General features: G+C 69.4%; 16 protein-coding genes and 1 tRNA gene. 3 read left to right on the top strand and 14 right to left on the bottom strand.

The annotated features are described in order from the left end of the window. Window positions 1–36: 36 nt before the first annotated feature. The gene (locus tag ACQEVG_RS05845) at window positions 37–1,473 is read right to left on the bottom strand and encodes an MFS transporter (protein ID WP_432978039.1); all 1,437 of its coding nucleotides are present in this window, start codon (window positions 1,471–1,473) and stop codon (window positions 37–39) included. A gap of 94 nt (window positions 1,474–1,567) precedes the next feature. Here ACQEVG_RS05845 and ACQEVG_RS05840 point away from each other — a divergent pair, with 94 nt between their 5' ends. After that, the gene (locus tag ACQEVG_RS05840) at window positions 1,568–2,449 is read left to right on the top strand and encodes a helix-turn-helix transcriptional regulator (protein WP_432978036.1); all 882 of its coding nucleotides are present in this window, start codon (window positions 1,568–1,570) and stop codon (window positions 2,447–2,449) included. Window positions 2,450–2,529: 80 nt separating this feature from the next. Here the strand turns inward: ACQEVG_RS05840 and ACQEVG_RS05835 are convergent. The 7 genes from ACQEVG_RS05835 to ACQEVG_RS05805 form a co-directional block, all read right to left on the bottom strand. After that, window positions 2,530–2,602, bottom strand: a tRNA-Ala gene (locus ACQEVG_RS05835). A gap of 105 nt (window positions 2,603–2,707) precedes the next feature. Next, complete coding sequence (locus ACQEVG_RS05830) at window positions 2,708–3,373, bottom strand: histidine phosphatase family protein (RefSeq protein ID WP_432985087.1); 666 nt, start codon at window positions 3,371–3,373, stop codon at window positions 2,708–2,710. Next, a complete protein-coding gene (gene rsfS / locus ACQEVG_RS05825; protein ID WP_432985084.1) occupies window positions 3,370–3,801 on the bottom strand; it encodes a ribosome silencing factor in 432 nt (143 codons plus the stop codon). The genes ACQEVG_RS05830 and rsfS overlap by 4 nt, the downstream gene beginning before the upstream one ends. Before the next feature lie 286 nt (window positions 3,802–4,087). Further along, window positions 4,088–5,821 (bottom strand): LCP family protein, encoded by a 1,734-nt coding sequence (locus ACQEVG_RS05820; RefSeq protein ID WP_432978033.1) that lies wholly within the window; start codon window positions 5,819–5,821, stop codon window positions 4,088–4,090. Window positions 5,822–5,840: 19 nt separating this feature from the next. Continuing rightward, window positions 5,841–6,470 (bottom strand): nicotinate-nucleotide adenylyltransferase, encoded by a 630-nt coding sequence (gene nadD, locus ACQEVG_RS05815; RefSeq protein ID WP_432978030.1) that lies wholly within the window; start codon window positions 6,468–6,470, stop codon window positions 5,841–5,843. Window positions 6,471–6,508: 38 nt separating this feature from the next. Further along, window positions 6,509–6,670: a hypothetical protein gene (locus ACQEVG_RS05810; RefSeq protein WP_432978027.1), complete on the bottom strand. Its 162-nt coding sequence runs from the start codon at window positions 6,668–6,670 to the stop codon at window positions 6,509–6,511. A 119-nt stretch (window positions 6,671–6,789) separates the two neighbouring features. Beyond that, the gene (locus ACQEVG_RS05805) at window positions 6,790–6,954 is read right to left on the bottom strand and encodes a hypothetical protein (protein ID WP_432978024.1); all 165 of its coding nucleotides are present in this window, start codon (window positions 6,952–6,954) and stop codon (window positions 6,790–6,792) included. A 120-nt stretch (window positions 6,955–7,074) separates the two neighbouring features. On the opposite strand from ACQEVG_RS05805, the gene ACQEVG_RS05800 reads away from it, so the two are divergent. Then, a complete protein-coding gene (locus ACQEVG_RS05800; protein ID WP_432978021.1) occupies window positions 7,075–8,214 on the top strand; it encodes a M48 family metallopeptidase in 1,140 nt (379 codons plus the stop codon). A gap of 118 nt (window positions 8,215–8,332) precedes the next feature. On the opposite strand, the gene ACQEVG_RS05795 is transcribed toward ACQEVG_RS05800, so the two are convergent. The 5 genes from ACQEVG_RS05795 to proB form a co-directional block, all read right to left on the bottom strand. After that, the gene (locus ACQEVG_RS05795) at window positions 8,333–9,409 is read right to left on the bottom strand and encodes a hypothetical protein (RefSeq protein ID WP_432978018.1); all 1,077 of its coding nucleotides are present in this window, start codon (window positions 9,407–9,409) and stop codon (window positions 8,333–8,335) included. 189 nt (window positions 9,410–9,598) lie between these two features. Further along, complete coding sequence (locus ACQEVG_RS05790; RefSeq protein ID WP_432978015.1) at window positions 9,599–10,204, bottom strand: hypothetical protein; 606 nt, start codon at window positions 10,202–10,204, stop codon at window positions 9,599–9,601. 78 nt (window positions 10,205–10,282) lie between these two features. After that, entirely contained in the window at window positions 10,283–11,572 is a 1,290-nt protein-coding gene (locus ACQEVG_RS05785) for a glutamate-5-semialdehyde dehydrogenase (RefSeq protein ID WP_432978012.1), read from the bottom strand. Window positions 11,573–11,636: 64 nt separating this feature from the next. After that, window positions 11,637–12,164: a hypothetical protein gene (locus ACQEVG_RS05780; protein ID WP_432978009.1), complete on the bottom strand. Its 528-nt coding sequence runs from the start codon at window positions 12,162–12,164 to the stop codon at window positions 11,637–11,639. A gap of 130 nt (window positions 12,165–12,294) precedes the next feature. Beyond that, the gene (gene proB / locus ACQEVG_RS05775) at window positions 12,295–13,422 is read right to left on the bottom strand and encodes a glutamate 5-kinase (RefSeq protein ID WP_432978006.1); all 1,128 of its coding nucleotides are present in this window, start codon (window positions 13,420–13,422) and stop codon (window positions 12,295–12,297) included. Between the two features lie 369 nt (window positions 13,423–13,791). Here proB and ACQEVG_RS05770 point away from each other — a divergent pair, with 369 nt between their 5' ends. Then, window positions 13,792–15,420 (top strand): hypothetical protein, encoded by a 1,629-nt coding sequence (locus tag ACQEVG_RS05770; RefSeq protein ID WP_432978003.1) that lies wholly within the window; start codon window positions 13,792–13,794, stop codon window positions 15,418–15,420. Window positions 15,421–15,480: 60 nt separating this feature from the next. On the opposite strand, the gene ACQEVG_RS05765 is transcribed toward ACQEVG_RS05770, so the two are convergent. Continuing rightward, window positions 15,481–16,674: a glycosyltransferase family 2 protein gene (locus tag ACQEVG_RS05765; RefSeq protein ID WP_432978000.1), complete on the bottom strand. Its 1,194-nt coding sequence runs from the start codon at window positions 16,672–16,674 to the stop codon at window positions 15,481–15,483. Between the last annotated feature and the right edge of the window lie 27 nt (window positions 16,675–16,701).

The raw sequence follows: 16,701 nt of genomic DNA, 5'->3' as shown, positions 1-16,701 counted from the left end.
CCGGCCGTCCGATTCTGCCATGGCCACGCAAGAGGGTCAGTGGCGTTTGGGCACGAGACCGGCCACCGCTCCCAAGATCGACGCCGCCGCCAGCGTGAGGGCGCTCACCCACAGGGCATCCGCAGACCCCTGTACCCCGGGTACTGTCTGCCGATTCAGGAAAAGTGTGCCGAATGCGGCGACGCCGATCAGCTGGCCGAGCTGCGTGACCGTCACCAACAGACCGCTGGCGTCCGCGGCGTCCTGCTGCCGTACGGTCGCGAGCGCGCCCGTGAGCGTGGGGCTGAAGGCGAGCGCCAGACCGGCGCCGACGAACATGAAGGCGAAGTACAGCCACAGTCCGCCGTCCCCGCCGTCCCGCAGCACCGCGCCGACCGCAACACACGCGAGCGCGGTGAGCGCGAAACCGCCCGGGACCAGGGCCTTTTGGAGACCCGCGGGCCAGCGCCGCCAGGTCAGACCGACCGCTCCGAAGATCAGCGCGGTGGGTGCGAACGTCAGCCCCGCGCGGAGCGCACTGTGGCCGAGACCACCCTGGACATGCAGGGTCAGGGTGAAGAGGAAGCCCGCGTTCACCGCCATCACGAGTGTGATCCGCAGCACCGCGCGACCCATGCCCGGGATGCGCAGCACGCGCGGCGCGATCAGTGGTGCGCCGCCGCGGCCGGCGAGTCGCGACTCGTACGCCAGGAAGATGCCGAAAAGGACCACGGAGGCCGCGAGCGAGAGCCAGGACCAGGCCGGCCAGTCCTGTTCCTGCCCGAGCACCAGCGGCACCGTGAACAGTGATACGGCCGCGGCGAGCAGCACCAGGCCGGGCAGATCGAGGCCGCGGGCGCGCTCGGGCTCGTCGCGCCGGTCCTCGGGCAGCACCCGCGCGCCCAGCACCAGCAGGAGAAGGCCGATCGGGACGTTCACCAGGAACACCGGCCGCCAGCTCGCGCCGAAGAGATCGGCACTGACCAGAACACCGCCCACGACCTGCCCGGCGGCGGCTCCGGTGGCCAGGACCGCGGAGTACGCGCCGAGCGCCCGCACCCGTCCCTCGCCGGTGAAGTTCCGCTGGATCAGGCTGAGCACCTGGGGGATCATCAGGGCCGCGCCCGCCCCCTGGACGAGCCGGAAGGCGATCAACTGGCCGGTGCCCGCGGCGAGTCCGCAGGCCAGCGAGGCGGCGGTGAAGAGCAATAGCCCGCCCAGATAGGCCCGTCGGTGCCCGAGCAGATCACCGAGCCTGGCGCCGGTGATCAGCAGGACGGCGTACGAGATGGTGTAACCGGCGATGACCAGCTGCAACCCCCCGCCGGACGCGTCGAGTTCTGTACGGATGGTGGGGGCCGCGACATTGACGATGAAGGTGTCGAGGAGCGCCATGAACTGCGCGGCAAGCACGATCGCGAGCAGCAGCCGTGGCCGGTTGTCAGTGGCTGGGTGTCTACTGAGCCGTGGAGTCTGGACCGAGGTCGTCGTCATGGCAGTGAGCCTGAGGGGGATCCGGTACGGGTAACGAGAGCCCGCTGATGCTGGTACCAACAGCACCTGGCAACGGCCGGCCCCGACCTCGACCATGAGGGATGTGACCACGATGACGGCGACGACGACGCACACCACGGGCGCGGCGCACCATCGCCGCAGACCCGAGCTGGCCGCGTTTCTGCGCAGCCGCCGGGCGCGGGTGACGCCCGCCGATGTGGGCATGCCGCCGGGCCTGAGACGACGTACACCGGGTCTGCGCCGTGAGGAGGTCGCCCAGCTCTCCGGTGTCGGCGTCACCTGGTACACCTGGCTGGAACAGGGCCGCCCGATCAACGCCTCGGCCCAGGTCCTGGACGCCGTGGCGCGTACGCTCCGCCTCGACCAGCCGGAGCGCGAGCATCTCTACCACCTCGCGGAGGTGCCGTACGCCGCGGACCCGCAGAAGGCGGCGGAGAGCGTCAGCCCGGAGATCCAGGGCATCATCGACGCCCTCGACCCGCGTCCCGCCGTGGTCTACAACGCGCGGTACGACGTGCTCGCGACCAACCCCGCCTACCGCGATCTGTTCGCGCTCAACCGCACAGAGCCCTTCGGCATACGCAATGTGCTGTGGACACTCTTCACGCTCCCCGAGCCGGCCTGTCCGCTGGTTTTCCGCGACTCGGAGCTGCCGCTGATGGTGGCGCAGCTACGCGGTGCGTACGGCAGGCATGTGGGCGAGCCCGCCTGGGAATCGTTCGTCCACCGGCTCTCGGTCGCCAGCGACTACTTCGCCGAGCTGTGGGAGAGCGGGAACGTCCTGCCGCCGGGTCCGCGCGTGAAGACGTTCCGGCACGAGCGGATAGGCGAGGTGCGGATGACCTCCGTATCGCTGTCGATCAACGGAATGCCGGAGTGCCGGATCGTCGCCTACACACCGAACGACGAGGAGAGCCTGCGACGGATCGAGCTGCTGCGGGAACTGCGCGACTGATACGGGGCTGTGCGACTGGGCGACTGGGAAGCAGAAAATCCCGCCCGGTCGAACGAATCGACCGGACGGGATCTTGACTGTGGAGCTAAGGAGAATTGAACTCCTGACCTCCTGCATGCCATGCAGGCGCTCTACCAACTGAGCTATAGCCCCGCGTGTTCTTCGCGCTCCGCGCTGCGAACAAGAAGAACTTTAGCCTGCGACCTGCCGGAAAGTGAAATCCGGGGGTGGGGTGCCGACGGCCGGGCCCGGGCGGGGTCAGTCGTCGTCGCCGAGGACCGGTTCCGGGAGGGTGCCGGCGTTGTGCTCGAGCAGTCGCCAGCCGCGCGCGCCCTCGCCGAGCACCGACCAGCAGCAGTTGGAGAGGCCGCCGAGACTCTCCCAGTGGTGGGCCTCCAGGCCGAGCAGCCGGCCGATGGTGGTACGGATCGTGCCGCCGTGACTGACCACGACGAGGGTGCCGTCGTCGGGCAGCTTCTCGGCGTGGTGCAGCACCACGGGAGCGGCCCGGTCGGCAACCTCGGTCTCCAGCTCGCCACCGCCGCGGCGCACGGGCTCGCCACGCTTCCAGGCGGCGTACTGCTCGCCGTACTGCGCGACGATCTCGTCGTGGGTCAGGCCCTGCCAGGCGCCGGCGTATGTCTCGCGGAGGGCGGCGTCGTAGGAGATGTCGAGTCCCGTGATCCCACCCAGCTCGCCGGCCGTGGCCGCCGCCCGCTTGAGGTCCGAGGCGACGATCGCGTCGGGCTTCAGGGAGGCGAGCAGCCGGGCCGCCCGGCGCGCCTGGGCGACGCCGGCCTCGGTCAGTGTGATGTCCGTGGAGCCCTGGAAGCGGCGTTCCAGGTTCCACGAGGTCTGGCCGTGCCGCCACAGGACGACGCGGCGACCCCTGTCTCGCTTGCTGCTCCTGTCGCGGCCGTTCAGCTCAGCTCACCGTCCGGACCGCCGGCGAGCCGGGCGTGCTCCTCGGCCTTGCCGCGGGTCTTCAGGGCGTCCTCGGGGAGAGGCAGCTCGGGGCAGTCCTTCCACAGCCGCTCCAGGGCGTAGAAGACACGCTCTTCGCTGTGCTGGACGTGCACGACGATGTCCACGTAGTCGAGCAGGATCCAGCGGGCGTCGCGGTCGCCCTCGCGGCGCACCGGCTTGGCGCCGAGCTCCTTGTTCAGCCGCTCCTCGATCTCGTCGACGATCGACTTGACCTGGCGGTCGTTGGGCGCGGAGGCGAGCAGAAAGGCGTCGGTGATCGAGAGCACATCGCTGACGTCGTAGGCGATGATGTCGTGCGCGAGCCGGTCGGCTGCCGCCTGAGCGGCGGTGTTGACGAGCTCGATGGAGCGGTCCGTGGCGGTCACAAGCAGGCTTTCGTCGGCGGTCAGGTACCCCTCAAGGGTCTCACGGACCACCGACAGCCCATGCCGCGTTTATTCGGCCTCGATCACAGGGCTTGATCACCGGCCTTGATCACGGGGCATGGTCGCGGGTCTCGATCGCGGGTCTTGATCACGAACCGTGGCGCCCGCCCCCTCACCGGTCGCCGTGACCGCCCGTCGACCGCCCCCCGATCACTCACGCCTCGATCGCTCACGCCTGGATCACTGCCCGAGCGCGGTCGCCCGGCGCCGGTCGATCACCGGTCGATCACTCGTCCTGGCCGGCCGGCTTGTAGTCCTTGCCGAGCACCACGGAGACATCCGCGTTGGCGGCCGCAGCGCCCTTCGTGACCGCGCTCGCCGGCAGGCCGAGAGTCTTGGCGACCTCCACCGCCTTCGCCTTCTGCGCCTCGTCCCTGTACGTGACCTTCGAAGTCGACTCGGTGTCCGCCTTGCCGCCGTCGAGGACCGAGTAGCCGCCGTTGACCAGGGCGATCCGGGCCTTCTCTGTGAAGCCGGCGTTCCCGGTGGCGTTCTTGATCCCCACGCGCACGGCCGCGCCCTTGTCCGGTGCGGTGACGCTGCCGCCCAGGATGTCCTCGACGACACTGTCCGCGGCCTGCGCGGTGAGCGTACCGTCCTGCTGGACCGGCAGCAGCGCCGTCTTGAAGTCGCCGCCCTTGGCGTGCTCGGCCAGCTTGGCGAGCGCGGCGCCCAGGTCGCTCTCGCGCAGCGACGGGTCGAGGATCTGCGCCAGCGTCTCCACCGTGACGGTCGCCGACTTGGGGTCGTCGGGGAACTTCTTCAGGACGGCCTGCATGACCTGGCCGAAGCGCTGCAGCTGCTTGGCCTCGGCCTCGCCGGGCCCGAGGTAGGTGGCGTATGCGACGGCTGCGCGCCCGTTCAGCGTCTGGTTCTCGCCCTTCTTCACCAGCGGCGCCTCGCCCTTCTTGGCGCCGGGCACCTCGGTGTCGGTGGTCAGGTCGATGGTTCCGACCAGCTCGACGAGGTTCTCCAGATACGGGGTGTCGAGCCGCCAAGTGCCGGTGATCCTGGCGCCCAAGAGGGTACCGATCGCCTCGCGCGTGCCCGTCGATCCGTCGTCGTCGACCGACTTGCCCAGCGTGGTGGCGGTGCCGTCGTCGTTGGCAACGGAGAGGGAGTTGGGGAGCAGGACGGTGGTGCCCTGCTTGGTGGTGGCGTTGTTGACGAGAAGGGCGGTCGAAGTGCCCTTCTTCTTGGTGTTGTGCAGATGCACCACGATCACGTCCCGCTTCTGCGGTCCCGTCGCGGTGTTGCTCTTCTTCTCGGCGCCCGACAGGACGGGCAGTTTGCCCGCGTACCAGAGGTAGCCGACGCCGCCGACAACGGCGAGCGCCAGCACGACCACGAGCGCAACGAAGCGATTACGGCCGCGGCGCTTGGCCTCCTCGCGCCGCTCGGATCGGCTCTCGGTGAACTTCAGCCAGTCGATGACGTCTTCCGAGTCCTCGTCCGGCTCTTCGATGAAGGAGAACTGCTCGGTGCCGTATTCACGTTCGCCCTCGGGCCGGCGCTGCCCGGGCACGGCGGCCTGCGCCTGGTCGGGCTCGGGTGCCCTCGCGGGCGGCTCGGCCGGAGCCTGCTGCTGCTGTTGCCGCAGTTGTTGCTGCTGCGGGATGTTCCACTGCTGGGTGGTGTCGACGACTGCGGGCTGCTGACCGGTGTCGTAGCCGTAGCCGTATCCCTGCTGTCCCTGGCCCTGCTGGGGGTACTGGGCATACGGGTCGTACTGCTGGGCCTGGTCGGTCCCCGGCGGCTGCTGGGCGTACGGGTCGTAGCCGTAGCCCTGGTCGGGTCCCTGCGGTTGCTGAGGGTGTTGTTGCTGAGGGTGCTGCGGTTGCTGCTGCGCGTAGGGGTCGTACTGCTGGGGCTGCTGATAGACCGGCTGCCCGTACTCGTCGTAGCCGATGATCTGCGGCTGCTGGTAGTACGGGTCGTACGGATTCTGCTGGTCGTTCAACGGTGCCCCTCTCCGTGGCTCACTCGCCGCGGTACAACTGGCGCTTGTCGATGTAGCGCACCACACCGTCCGGAACCAGGTACCAGACCGGATCGCCTTCGGCGACCCTCGCCCGGCAGTCGGTCGACGAGATCGCCAGCGCCGGAACCTCCACCAGGGAGACCCCGCCCTCGGGCAGCCCATCGTCCGTCAGGTCGTGACCCGGCCGGGTCACACCGATGAAGTGGGCGAGCGAGAACAGCTCTTCGGCGTCGCGCCAGCCCAGGATCTGGGAGAGAGCGTCGGCTCCGGTGATGAAGAAAAGATCCGCGTTCTTGTTGAGCGAGTGCAAGTCCCGCAGCGTATCTATCGTGTATGTCGGCCCGCCGCGGTCGATGTCGATGCGGCTCACCGAGAACTGCGGGTTGGACGCCGTGGCGATGACCGTCATCAGATAGCGGTCCTCGGCCGGAGAAACCGCCTTGTGGCTCTTCTGCCACGGCTGCCCGGTCGGTACGAACACCACCTCGTCGAGGTGGAACAGGGCGGCCACCTCACTGGCGGCCACCAGGTGTCCATGGTGGATCGGGTCGAACGTCCCGCCCATCACGCCGATTCGGCGCTTGCCGGAACCGGAACCGGTACCGGTAGGCACTTTCTGCTCTCCCATGCGTGCAGAGCCTACTGGCACGACGGCTCGGCCCGGGCTCAGCGGTCGCGATTGAAGCGGGTGGTGATCCACAGAAGCAGCAGGAGTGCGAAGAGTGCGCCGCCACCGGTGAGGTAGGGGCTGAGGCTTTCGTGGTTGCCACCGTGCTCGCCGCCTTCGGCGAGAGTGACCAGGTTGGCGGCGGTGCTGGCGAGGCTCATCTTCAGCAGGACCTATCGATCGGGAGTCGGAGCTCGGGACGGGTTCAGGCGACTATCCGACGGAGCGGAGAGACTTCGCGCACATCGTATGCGGGCCGCCCGGGCACGCTCACGCCGACTCAGTCGTTGTCACGGTCGTCGGCGCCGTTGCCGCGGTAGCCGCGCAGCAGGAACCAGGCGAGCAGGGCGGCTCCGACGATCGACGCGATCAGCAGGATGCGCAGCGTGTTGCCCAGTCCCTGCTGCTCGGATGCGGCGGCGAGCAGTGCGGCGGTGTCCGGCATGTCGGGTCTACTCCTCAGTTATCCACAGCCCCCGCCACACGGTATCCCCAGCACCTACGCTGGGGTCCGTCAGGGGGACGAGCCAGCACTCGCACCAAACAGGGGCATCAGGGGGCTTGAATGACAGACAGCAGTAACGAGAACGTGCCGAGCAGGCAGCGCAAGCGCTTCCCGGGCATCTCCTCACGTGCGTACGAACATCCCGCGGACCGCTCGGCGCTGGTCGCCCTGCGCAAGCTCAGCGGCTTCGACACGGTTTTCAAGGCGCTGAGCGGACTGCTGCCGGAGCGCAGCCTGCGGCTGCTCTTCCTCTCCGACTCGGTGCGGGTGAGCGACGCGCAGTTCGCGCATCTGAACACCATGCTCCGGGACGCCTGCTACATCCTGGACCTGGAGAAGGTCCCCGCGATGTACGTCACGCAGGACCCGCGGCCCAATGCCATGTGTATCGGCCTGGACGAGCCGATCATCGTGGTCACCACCGGTCTGGTGGAGCTGCTCGACGAGGAGGAGATGCGGGCCGTCGTCGGGCACGAGGTGGGCCACGCGCTCTCCGGTCACTCCGTCTATCGGACGATACTGCTCTTCCTCACCAGTCTCGCGCTGAAGATCGCATGGATTCCGCTCGGCAGTGTCGCGATCATGGCGATCGTCACTGCGCTGCGTGAGTGGTTCCGCAAGTCCGAGCTTTCGGCGGACCGTGCCGGGCTGCTGGTCGGCCAGGACTTGCAGGCGTCGATGCGCGGCCTGATGAAGATCGCCGGTGGCAACCATCTGCACGAGATGAACGTCGACGCGTTCCTTGAGCAGGCCGAGGAGTACGAGGCGGGCGGGGATCTGCGCGACTCCGTGCTGAAGATCCTCAATGTGCTGCCGCGCTCGCACCCGTTCACCACGGTGCGGGCCGCCGAGCTGAAGAAGTGGGCTGCGAGCCGCGACTACCAGCGGATCATGGACGGCCACTACCCCCGGCGTACGGAGGACAAGGACACCTCGGTCTCCGACTCCTTCCGCGAGTCCGCATCGCACTATGCGGAGACGGTGCGCACGAGCAAGGATCCGCTCATGAAGCTGGTCGGCGACATAGCCGGCGGCGCGGGCGACCTGGGCGGGAAGCTGCGGGACAAGTTCACCGGCGCGAGCGGCAGCAGCGGCTCGGGCCCCGGCGGAAGCGCCGGTGGGAGCAACGCGAATGGCGACGGCAGCGGCCCGGCGGGCGAGAACGGGAGTGGGAGCGGCGGGGGCAAGGGCGAGGGCTGAGGCGGCGCGGGCCGGAGCAGGACGGAGCGCGGCCGGGCGAGCGCTCAGCCCCCGGGACGACACGGCCCCGGGCACGGCGGGCGCGGATCACCAGATCGCGGCGAGCGCACGGCGCCGGTCACGGTGACGGCTGCGCGCCCGGTGCCAGTGAGCCGCAGAGCGCCGCGGTGGGGCGGCCCGTCGCGTACGGGTCGGTTCCGGCCGGCCCGGACGCCGTCGCCCGCTCGCCGGCGAGCAGCGGGCGCAGGCCGCCGGTCGTGTCCGCCGAGCAGGCTTGGGGCCCGGCCTGGACATAGCTGACCAGCAGCTCCGCGCGGTGCTGGTGCAGATCGTCCCGGTCGAAACGGAAGTGCAGCTCACGGCGGACCGTGAACAGCGAGGCATCGCCCACCCGCGGGCCGTTCACCCCGGCCGGCCGCAGTGCGTAGGCGAAGGTGTGGTCCGACGTCACCTCCAGGGCGTCGGGCCCCACCTCGGCGACGCGCAGTGTGCCCTGCACCCTCACCTGGGGGTCGGCCAGCACCACCTTCGCCGGGTCGTAGCGCACCAGCCACCCGCTGGCGGCATGGCGGCCGTCGGCGGCGGGGGTGGTCATGCTCCGGTCGAACTGTGCGTACTGGTCCGGGTCGAGCAGCAACCGGACCGGCCGCACCGCGCCTCCGGTGAGGACGTCGGGGTCGAGCGAGGACTCCACGATGTAGTCCTTCGCGGTGGTAAGAGCCGTCATCACCTGGCTCTCGGAGAAGCTCTTGGTGTGCCGAACGCCGGGGAGAGTGATGCCCGAGGCGCCGATGCGGAAGTTCGCGGCGGGGCTGTGCGCATAGAGGTCGGCAGGAGTGCCGCCAGGGACCGGGCCCTGGGGCGCGAGCGGAAGGAAGGTGATACGCAGCGGTTCCGCCGGCTTGAAGGCCGGGGTCTGGTACGGATGCCGGATGCCCAGGTATATCGCGGTGCCGAAGGCCACCGCGATCAGCAGTATGAGCACCAGGACCTGCTTGGCCCCCCTCCTGCGGCCCCAGGCGGGGAGGCTGCGCACGGCGCGGGAGTGCTCGACCATCCGTTCCTGCGCGGAGAACTCCTGAAGCCGCGCAGCCCGTACGAACGATTCGTCGAAGACGACGGATCGGTACTCGTCCTCACCACCGCCGGGGAGCCCCTCGGGTGTCCCCTCGGGCGGGTCTCCGCGCCCAGCCATACTTTCAGGGTAGGTCCGCCGGGGCCACGGTAAACGCCCTGGTGCACGACAAACTCTGACGAGTTCTCACGCGGTCGCTCAAGAGCTCGTACAGCGGCTGGGGAGAAGCTGCTCAAGGGCTGATCAGAGGCGGTTCCAAGGAGGTCGAGAAGGTCGGGGGTGCGCGTCCAGGGTGTCAGCGTCCAAAGGTCAGGGGGTGCGGGGGTCGGCTGAGACAGGCGGCGCGGAGTACTCCGCCGAGGCGGAGGGGCTGCTCACCCGGTCCGTGGCCGAGCCGTTCGTGGGTGTGGCGTCGACGCCGGTCGTGGCGGGCGGCGGCACCCGGTCCTGGCGGTTGCCCGCGGCCCCTCGGTAGACGGCCGTGAAGGCGAGGGCGACCATTCCGATGCCCATCACCAGGGCGAGGATCCAGGCCACGGGCCGGTGCCAGCGGGCGCTGCCGCGGTAGGGGCGCAGCGCACCGCCGTGCCTGCCGTACGGCCCGCCGTACTCGTCGTCAAAGTCCGTGCTGTCGTCGTACGCCCGCTCCCGGCCGTACTCTCCGAGGCCGTACCCGTCGTCGTAGAGCTCTTCGTCGGGCACTCCGCCGCGGGATCTGCCCCGTGCGGCCTCGGCCTCTGCGCGGGCCTGGGCGGCAGCCAGAAGCCGCTCGACGGCGGTCGGCTCATGAAACTCGGCGGCCCGTACGAAGTCCTCGTCGAACGCCACGGTGGCGAAGTCCTCGTCCGCGCCCCCGCGGTCGTCGTCGGGCTCCCAGCCGTCCGGGAACGGCTTGCCCCCCACGTCGTCCGGCACGCATTCAGAGTAGACCTGGCCGGTCGGTTTGGGCAGACAGAGTCCGAACTCCGGCGGCCCGAGTGACCCAGCCGACAGCTACCGAGTGTGACCGTCTCCTGTCACGATGTACTTCGTCGAGGTCAGCTCCGGCAGTCCCATCGGGCCACGTGCGTGCAGCTTCTGGGTGGAAATTCCGATCTCGGCACCGAAACCGAACTGGCCACCGTCCGTGAAACGCGTGGACGCGTTCACGGCGACCGTGGTGGAGTCCACCAACTGGGTGAACCGGCGGGCCGCCGCCTGCGAGGTGGTGACGATCGCCTCCGTGTGCCCGGAGGACCAGAGCCGGATGTGGGCGACGGCCGCGTCCAGGGACTCGACGACGGCGGCCGCGATGTCGTACGAGAGGTACTCGGTCTCCCAGTCCTCCGCCGTGGCCGCCACGAGGGTGGCCTTGGTGGCGTCGGCGTACTCCAGCACCCGCTCGTCGCCGTGCACGGTGACCCCGGCGTCGGCCAGCGCGTCCAGGGCGCGCGGCAGGAATGCGGCCGCGACGTCCCGGTGGACCAGGAGCGTCTCGGCGGCGTTGCAGACACTCGGGCGCTGCGCCTTGGAGTTGATGAGGATGTCGACGGCCATGTCGATGTCGGTCTCGGCGTCGACATACACATGGCAGTTGCCGGTGCCGGTCTCGATGACCGGGACGGTGGACTCCTCCACGACAGTACGGATCAGGGAGGCGCCGCCGCGCGGGATGAGCACGTCGACCAGGCCACGGGCCCGCATCAACTCCCGTACGGAATCGCGGCTTTCACCGGGCACGAGCTGCACCGCGTCGGCCGGCAGGCCGGAGCCTCCGACGGCATCCCGCAGGACCTTCACCAGTGCGGCGTTGGAGGAGTAGGCGGAGGAGGAGCCGCGCAGCAGCACCGCGTTGCCGGACTTCAGGCAGAGGGCGGCGGCGTCCACGGTGACGTTCGGCCGGGCCTCGTAGATGATCCCGACGACGCCGAGAGGGACGCGCACCTGGCGCAGGTCGATGCCGTTGGGCAGGGTCGAGCCGCGCACCACCTCGCCGACCGGGTCGGGCAGCGCGGCCACGTGCCGCACATCGGCGGCGATGGCCCGAACCCGCTCCGGGGTCAGGGTGAGCCGGTCGATGATCGACTCGCTGGTGCCCGCCTCCCGGGCGCGGGCGATGTCCTCGGCGTTGGCCGCGACGATCTCGCTCGTACGGACCTCGAGCGCGTCCGCGATCGCCAGCAGCGCGTCGTCCTTCGCCGACCGCGGCAGCGGCGCGAGGTCGGCGGCCGCACCGCGGGCCCGGTAGGCGGCCTGGGCGACCGGGGAGAGGCTGTCGTACGGCGAAAGCGGCGACGTCGTCATACCCGCAGGGTAGTGCCACTCCGGCGGGCGTCCCTCACGTATTCCGCACTGCGAGACAGAAGCCTCAGAAGGGATGCACGCCCACGGGGGCGGCCGGTGGCGGGCCGTACCCCTCAGCGATGCGCTGGTGGTAGGTCTGGCGGTCGATGACCTCGAGGCCGACGATCTCCCACGGCGGAAGCCTGGCGGTGGAGCGGTGCTCGCCCCACAGTCGCAGCGCGACCGCTGCGGCGTCGTGCAGGTCCCGCGCCTCCTCCCAGTAGCGGATCTCCGCGTGGTCGTTGGCATAGCGGCTGGTCAGCAGGAAGGGGTGGTCGTGCGCGAGCTGTTCCAGACCACGCCGGACCTCCTTCAGCGGGGCTTCGGCTCCGGAGACGCTGAGCGTGATGTGCCACAGCTTCGACTGCACACGTTCCCTGCTGTGTGCGCCCGTCTCGGATCCGGTCTCCTGGCCCGCTTCGGCGTCGTCGACGTCGCCGAAGTCCGCGCCCGCACCGACGCTGGTCAGGGCGCGTTCCTCGCCCACGGCCCTACGGGCGTGAGGGATGCCCCCCGACCCGCGGGGCACATCCCCTGGGCGCGCTCGTCTCACCGGCGGCCTCCTGTTGCGTGTCGTCCTGCTGTACCCCGCCATTCCTCCGCAACAAAGTTGACCAGTCCGGGACGGAGCATGGGGCGCTTTTGGTGAAGGTCCCTGTCGGAAGACCGGTCTTTCAGCCGATTCAGGGGTGCAGGACGACCAGATCGTCCCTGTGTACGACTTCGCGCTCGTACTCCGGGCCCAGCTCCTGGGCGAGCTCGCGGGTGGAGCGGCCGAGCAGCTGCGGGATCTCCTTGGCGTCGAAGTTGACGAGTCCGCGGGCCACCGCCCGGCCCCCGGTGTCGCGCAGCTCGACCGGGTCCCCGGCGCTGAACTCGCCCTCGACCGCGGCGATCCCGGCCGGCAGGAGCGACTTCCGGCCCTGCACCACGGCCCGTACCGCGCCGTCGTCCAGGGTCAGCGAGCCCTGCGGGGTCGAGGCGTGGGCGAGCCACAGCAGCCGGTCGGCGGAGCGGCGTCCGGTGCTGTGGAAGTAGGTGCCGGTGGCACGGCCGGTGAGGGCGTCGGCGGCCCGGACGGCGGAGGTGAGGACGACGGGGACGCCTGCGGCGGCCGCGATCCTGGCCGCCTCGACCTTGGTGACCATCCCGCCGGTGCCGACTCCGGCCTTGCCCGCGCTGCCGATCTGCACATGGGCGATGTCGTCCGGGCCGCGCACCTCTTCGATCCGCCGGCTGCCGGGCCTGGCCGGGTCTCCGTCGTAGAGGCCGTCGACGTCCGAGAGCAGGACCAGCAGATCGGCTCGTACGAGATGGGCGACGAGGGCCGCGAGACGGTCGTTGTCGCCGAAGCGGATCTCGTCGGTGGCCACCGTGTCGTTCTCGTTGACGACAGGGACGGCGCCCATGTCGAGCAGCTGGTCCAGGGTCCGGTAGGCGTTGCGGTAGTGGGCGCGACGGCTGGTGTCGTCGGTGGTGAGGAGGACCTGGCCGACGCGTACGCCGTAGCGCGCGAAGGAGGCCGTGTAGCGGGCGACGAGCAGTCCCTGACCGACGCTTGCGGCGGCCTGCTGGCGGGCCAGGTCCTTGGGGCGGCGGGCCAGGCCCAGCGGTGCGAGGCCCGCGGCGATGGCGCCGGAGGAGACCAGCACTATCTCCTTCTCGCCGCCGCTGCGGACCTTGGCGAGCACGTCGACGAGGGCGTCGACGCGGTCGGCGTCGAGTCCGCCGGACGCGGTGGTCAGCGAGGACGAGCCGACCTTGACGACGATCCTGCGCGCTTGCGTTACCTGCTGTCTTGCCACTGTCACAGAGCCGAATCTATGCCAGCGCGCGCGGCGGGTGCGCGCGTATTCCACTCGCTGGACAGGCGGTGGCGGCCCGGGCGGCCGCCAGGAGGCTGAGCCGTACGCAGTCGCGAACACCAGGCGGGCGGAAGGCGGGCACTTTTCCATCACCCGGTAGAGATGCTGTGTGCGCGGCCAGGTACGACCCGAGAGCGGACCCCAAGCCCGCTCAGCCGGGCTGAGCAGCCAATCTCCTTGACGTACAACGGACTTGAGCCAGTGATAGATCACGATTTGCGAATCTGATCAGGTATCAACCGAAGTTTGTCCACCGAATGTTTGCTCTGCGAGCATCCATTTGCCTCATTGGCAATGCGAGTCTCGGAGACAACTTTGTCGAAACGTCGAATACCGGTCGCGCGCTCAGGGCGGATCATCGCCGTCGGTGCCGTCGCGGCGGTCACAGCAGGTCTTCTCGTCATCCCCGCCATGGGTGACGAGGCCCCTGCGTCCGACCCCGCCACCCTGACCGAAGCGGCCACGGGGGCCGAGCAGCCAACCGCCGACTACGCCACGGACGCGGAGGCCGAAGAGCCCGCGTTCACCACCATGGCGTGGGGCGGTCCCGGCTCGGCCACCAAGGCGAGCAACTTCAATCTCAAGGCGGGCAGGAGCCTCACCTCACGTGTCAAGCGGCTGGACGCCGCGCTCCCCAAGCAGGGCGTCCAGAAGATCCTCAAGTACGCCAACCGCCCGTTCACGTCCGGCGCGGCCTGCAAGGTCGACCCCTTCGGGAAGGGCGACAACGGCAAGAAGCCGCTCTCTCCCAGCAAGAAGTACTGCTGGAAGGGCGACGACGCCGTCAGCCCGGAGTGGATTCCGCAGGCCATCACCGGGGTCTCGGACGCGCAGAAGGACGAGAAGTGGGGCGGCAAGCGCCCCATCCTGATCGGCTCGTACGACGACGCGAACCCGGGCCGCGGCAACGGCTGCACGGCCAAGGAGTCCGACCAGTGCAACGAGAAGGGGGTGCGCCTCACCTTCCTCGACCCGGCGACCAAGAAGTACCGGCACGCGCTGCTGGTCTGGCCGTACATCAGCAAGAAGACGAAGAAGATCACCTTCGACGCGGTGCACGCCAGCGGCGACAAGAAGGCCAAGCAAGCCAAGAAAGGCAAGAAGGGCAAGAAGGGCAAAAAGCAGACGGGCATCCACATCGGCGGGATGGCCTGGTACGGGAACTACCTGTACATCGCCGACACCTTCAACGGCCTGCGGGTCTTCGACATGCGCAAGATCATGGACCTCAACCCGGACAACAAGGTCGGCACCAATGACAAGGTCGCCGGCGGGATGAAGGTCGACGTCAAGAACAAGCGCAAGATCGGCCGGCACGGCAAGACCTGGTACAGCTTCGGCTACCGCTATGTGATGCCGCAGGTGGCCACCTGGACCTTCAAGGCCAAGCAGCACAACAGTCCCGCGCACGCCTATTGCGTGGGCACCGGCGCGCCCAAGTCCTCGTATCTCTCCATCGACCGCTCCACGGCTCCGGACGTGCTGGTGATGGGTGAGTACTGCAAGACGGCCAAGGGCCACCCGTCCACGGGCCGCATCAGCGCGTACCAGCTCAACCCCAGGACGGGCAGGCTGGCGTCCAGCGGCGGAGTCACCGTGACGCCCAACTGGGCGTACTTCCTTCCGCAGGACGGCATCCAGGGAGCCGCGCGCTACAAGGGCAAGTACTTCCTGAACCAGAGCCACCGGTACTCCAACGGCACGATCGTCCAGGCCAGGATCTTCCCGAGGAAGGGCCTGCTGACCTCCGGGCCGCCGGTGCCCACGGCCGTCGGACCCGAGGACTTCTATCTGGAGCACGGCCGGAAGACCGGGAATCCACCGCTGCTCTGGTCCGTCTCGGAGCACAGGTCGACGATCAAGGACAAGTCCTGCCGGGGCAACACGCCCTGCGGACGCGTGATTTACGCACACAAGGTGAGCGCCGTCGAGTCCTACTCGTAGCGGCACGCCCCACAGCGGGGCCCGTACGGCGCGCGATCGCCGTACGGGCCCCGTCACCGCTCATCTCGTCAGGCGGTGCACTACACGCCGTACGAAGGAGGCCCCTCGCGGGCCCGGCGCCGAATCCGACTGGAGCGGCGTGACACGCTCCCCACCGACCTGCTCGGCGACCCGCACCTCGTACACCCCGTCGGGGAATCCCTCCACACCCGCCCCGAAGTGCGGATACGCGAGACACCGGCGCCCTTCCCGCTCCACCACCCCGGGTACGCTCCCGGCCCGCTCGAAGGCGAGCACGTCCTTGAGGACGTCGAAGCGGCCCGCCGGGGCGCAGCTGAGCCGCAGCCGTTCGCCGACCTTGAGACGGCGCGCCACGCCGTCGGTCCAGTACGCCTCCATCAGCGGTGCCACGAGGCCGAGCTTGTCGCGCCCCCGCTCGTCCGGCTGCTTCAGCACGATCGGTCCCAGCTGGGGCAGCACCGAGGTCACGAAGGGCCTGACCATCAGCAGGTCACGCCGGTCGCCGGGTGGCACGTGCACCGCGATCAGCTTCATCAGGGCGTGCGCCGCCTCGATGATCGCGGCATGGTCGACGCCCTTGGTGACGTGCTTGCCGTCGTCCCGGCCGACCAGGTAGTAGCAGGTGTAGTCGGCGACCACGGAGACGCCGTCGGCCCGCAGATACGCCTCCATGGTGAACAGCGCGTCCTCGCCGAGCCGCATGCCCTCGTCGAAGCGCAGATCGTGGCGTACGAGGAGCTCGCGCCGGAACAGTTTCTGCGCGCTCAGCGTGAACTTGATGTTGGAGGAGAAGACGTCCGTCCGCTCGGCGCTCTTGCGGTACATCGTCCGGGGGGCGCCCCTGTTGACACCCTCCATGCGCCCGAGCACCACATCCGTGCCGGCCCGGTCGGCCATCGCGACCATCCGCTCCAGCGCCTCGTCACCGAGGTGGTCGTCGGCGTCGAGGAAGAAGACATAGCGGCCGCGGGCGAGCGAGAGCCCGAGATTGCGCGGGCCACCTGGGCCACCGGAGTTGGCCTGCCACACCACGCGCGTCTCGGCCTTGCTGCGGGCCGCGAACTCCTCCAGGCACTCCCCCGTGCCGTCCGTCGAGCCGTCGTCGACGGCGACGATCTCGATCCGGTCGGCGCCGATCGTCTGTGCCTCGACCGACTCCAGGCAGCGCACCAGGTAGGGCATGGCGTCATAGGCGCCGATGATCACGCTGACATCGGGTTCATTGCCGTTCATGGCACTATCCTCCCGCTGTCGGCGTGC

This window comes from Streptomyces sp. CA-135486 (assembly GCF_050936555.1).
Lineage (GTDB): Bacteria > Actinomycetota > Actinomycetes > Streptomycetales > Streptomycetaceae > Streptomyces.
This window is presented reverse-complemented; position numbering and strand designations above follow the sequence as displayed.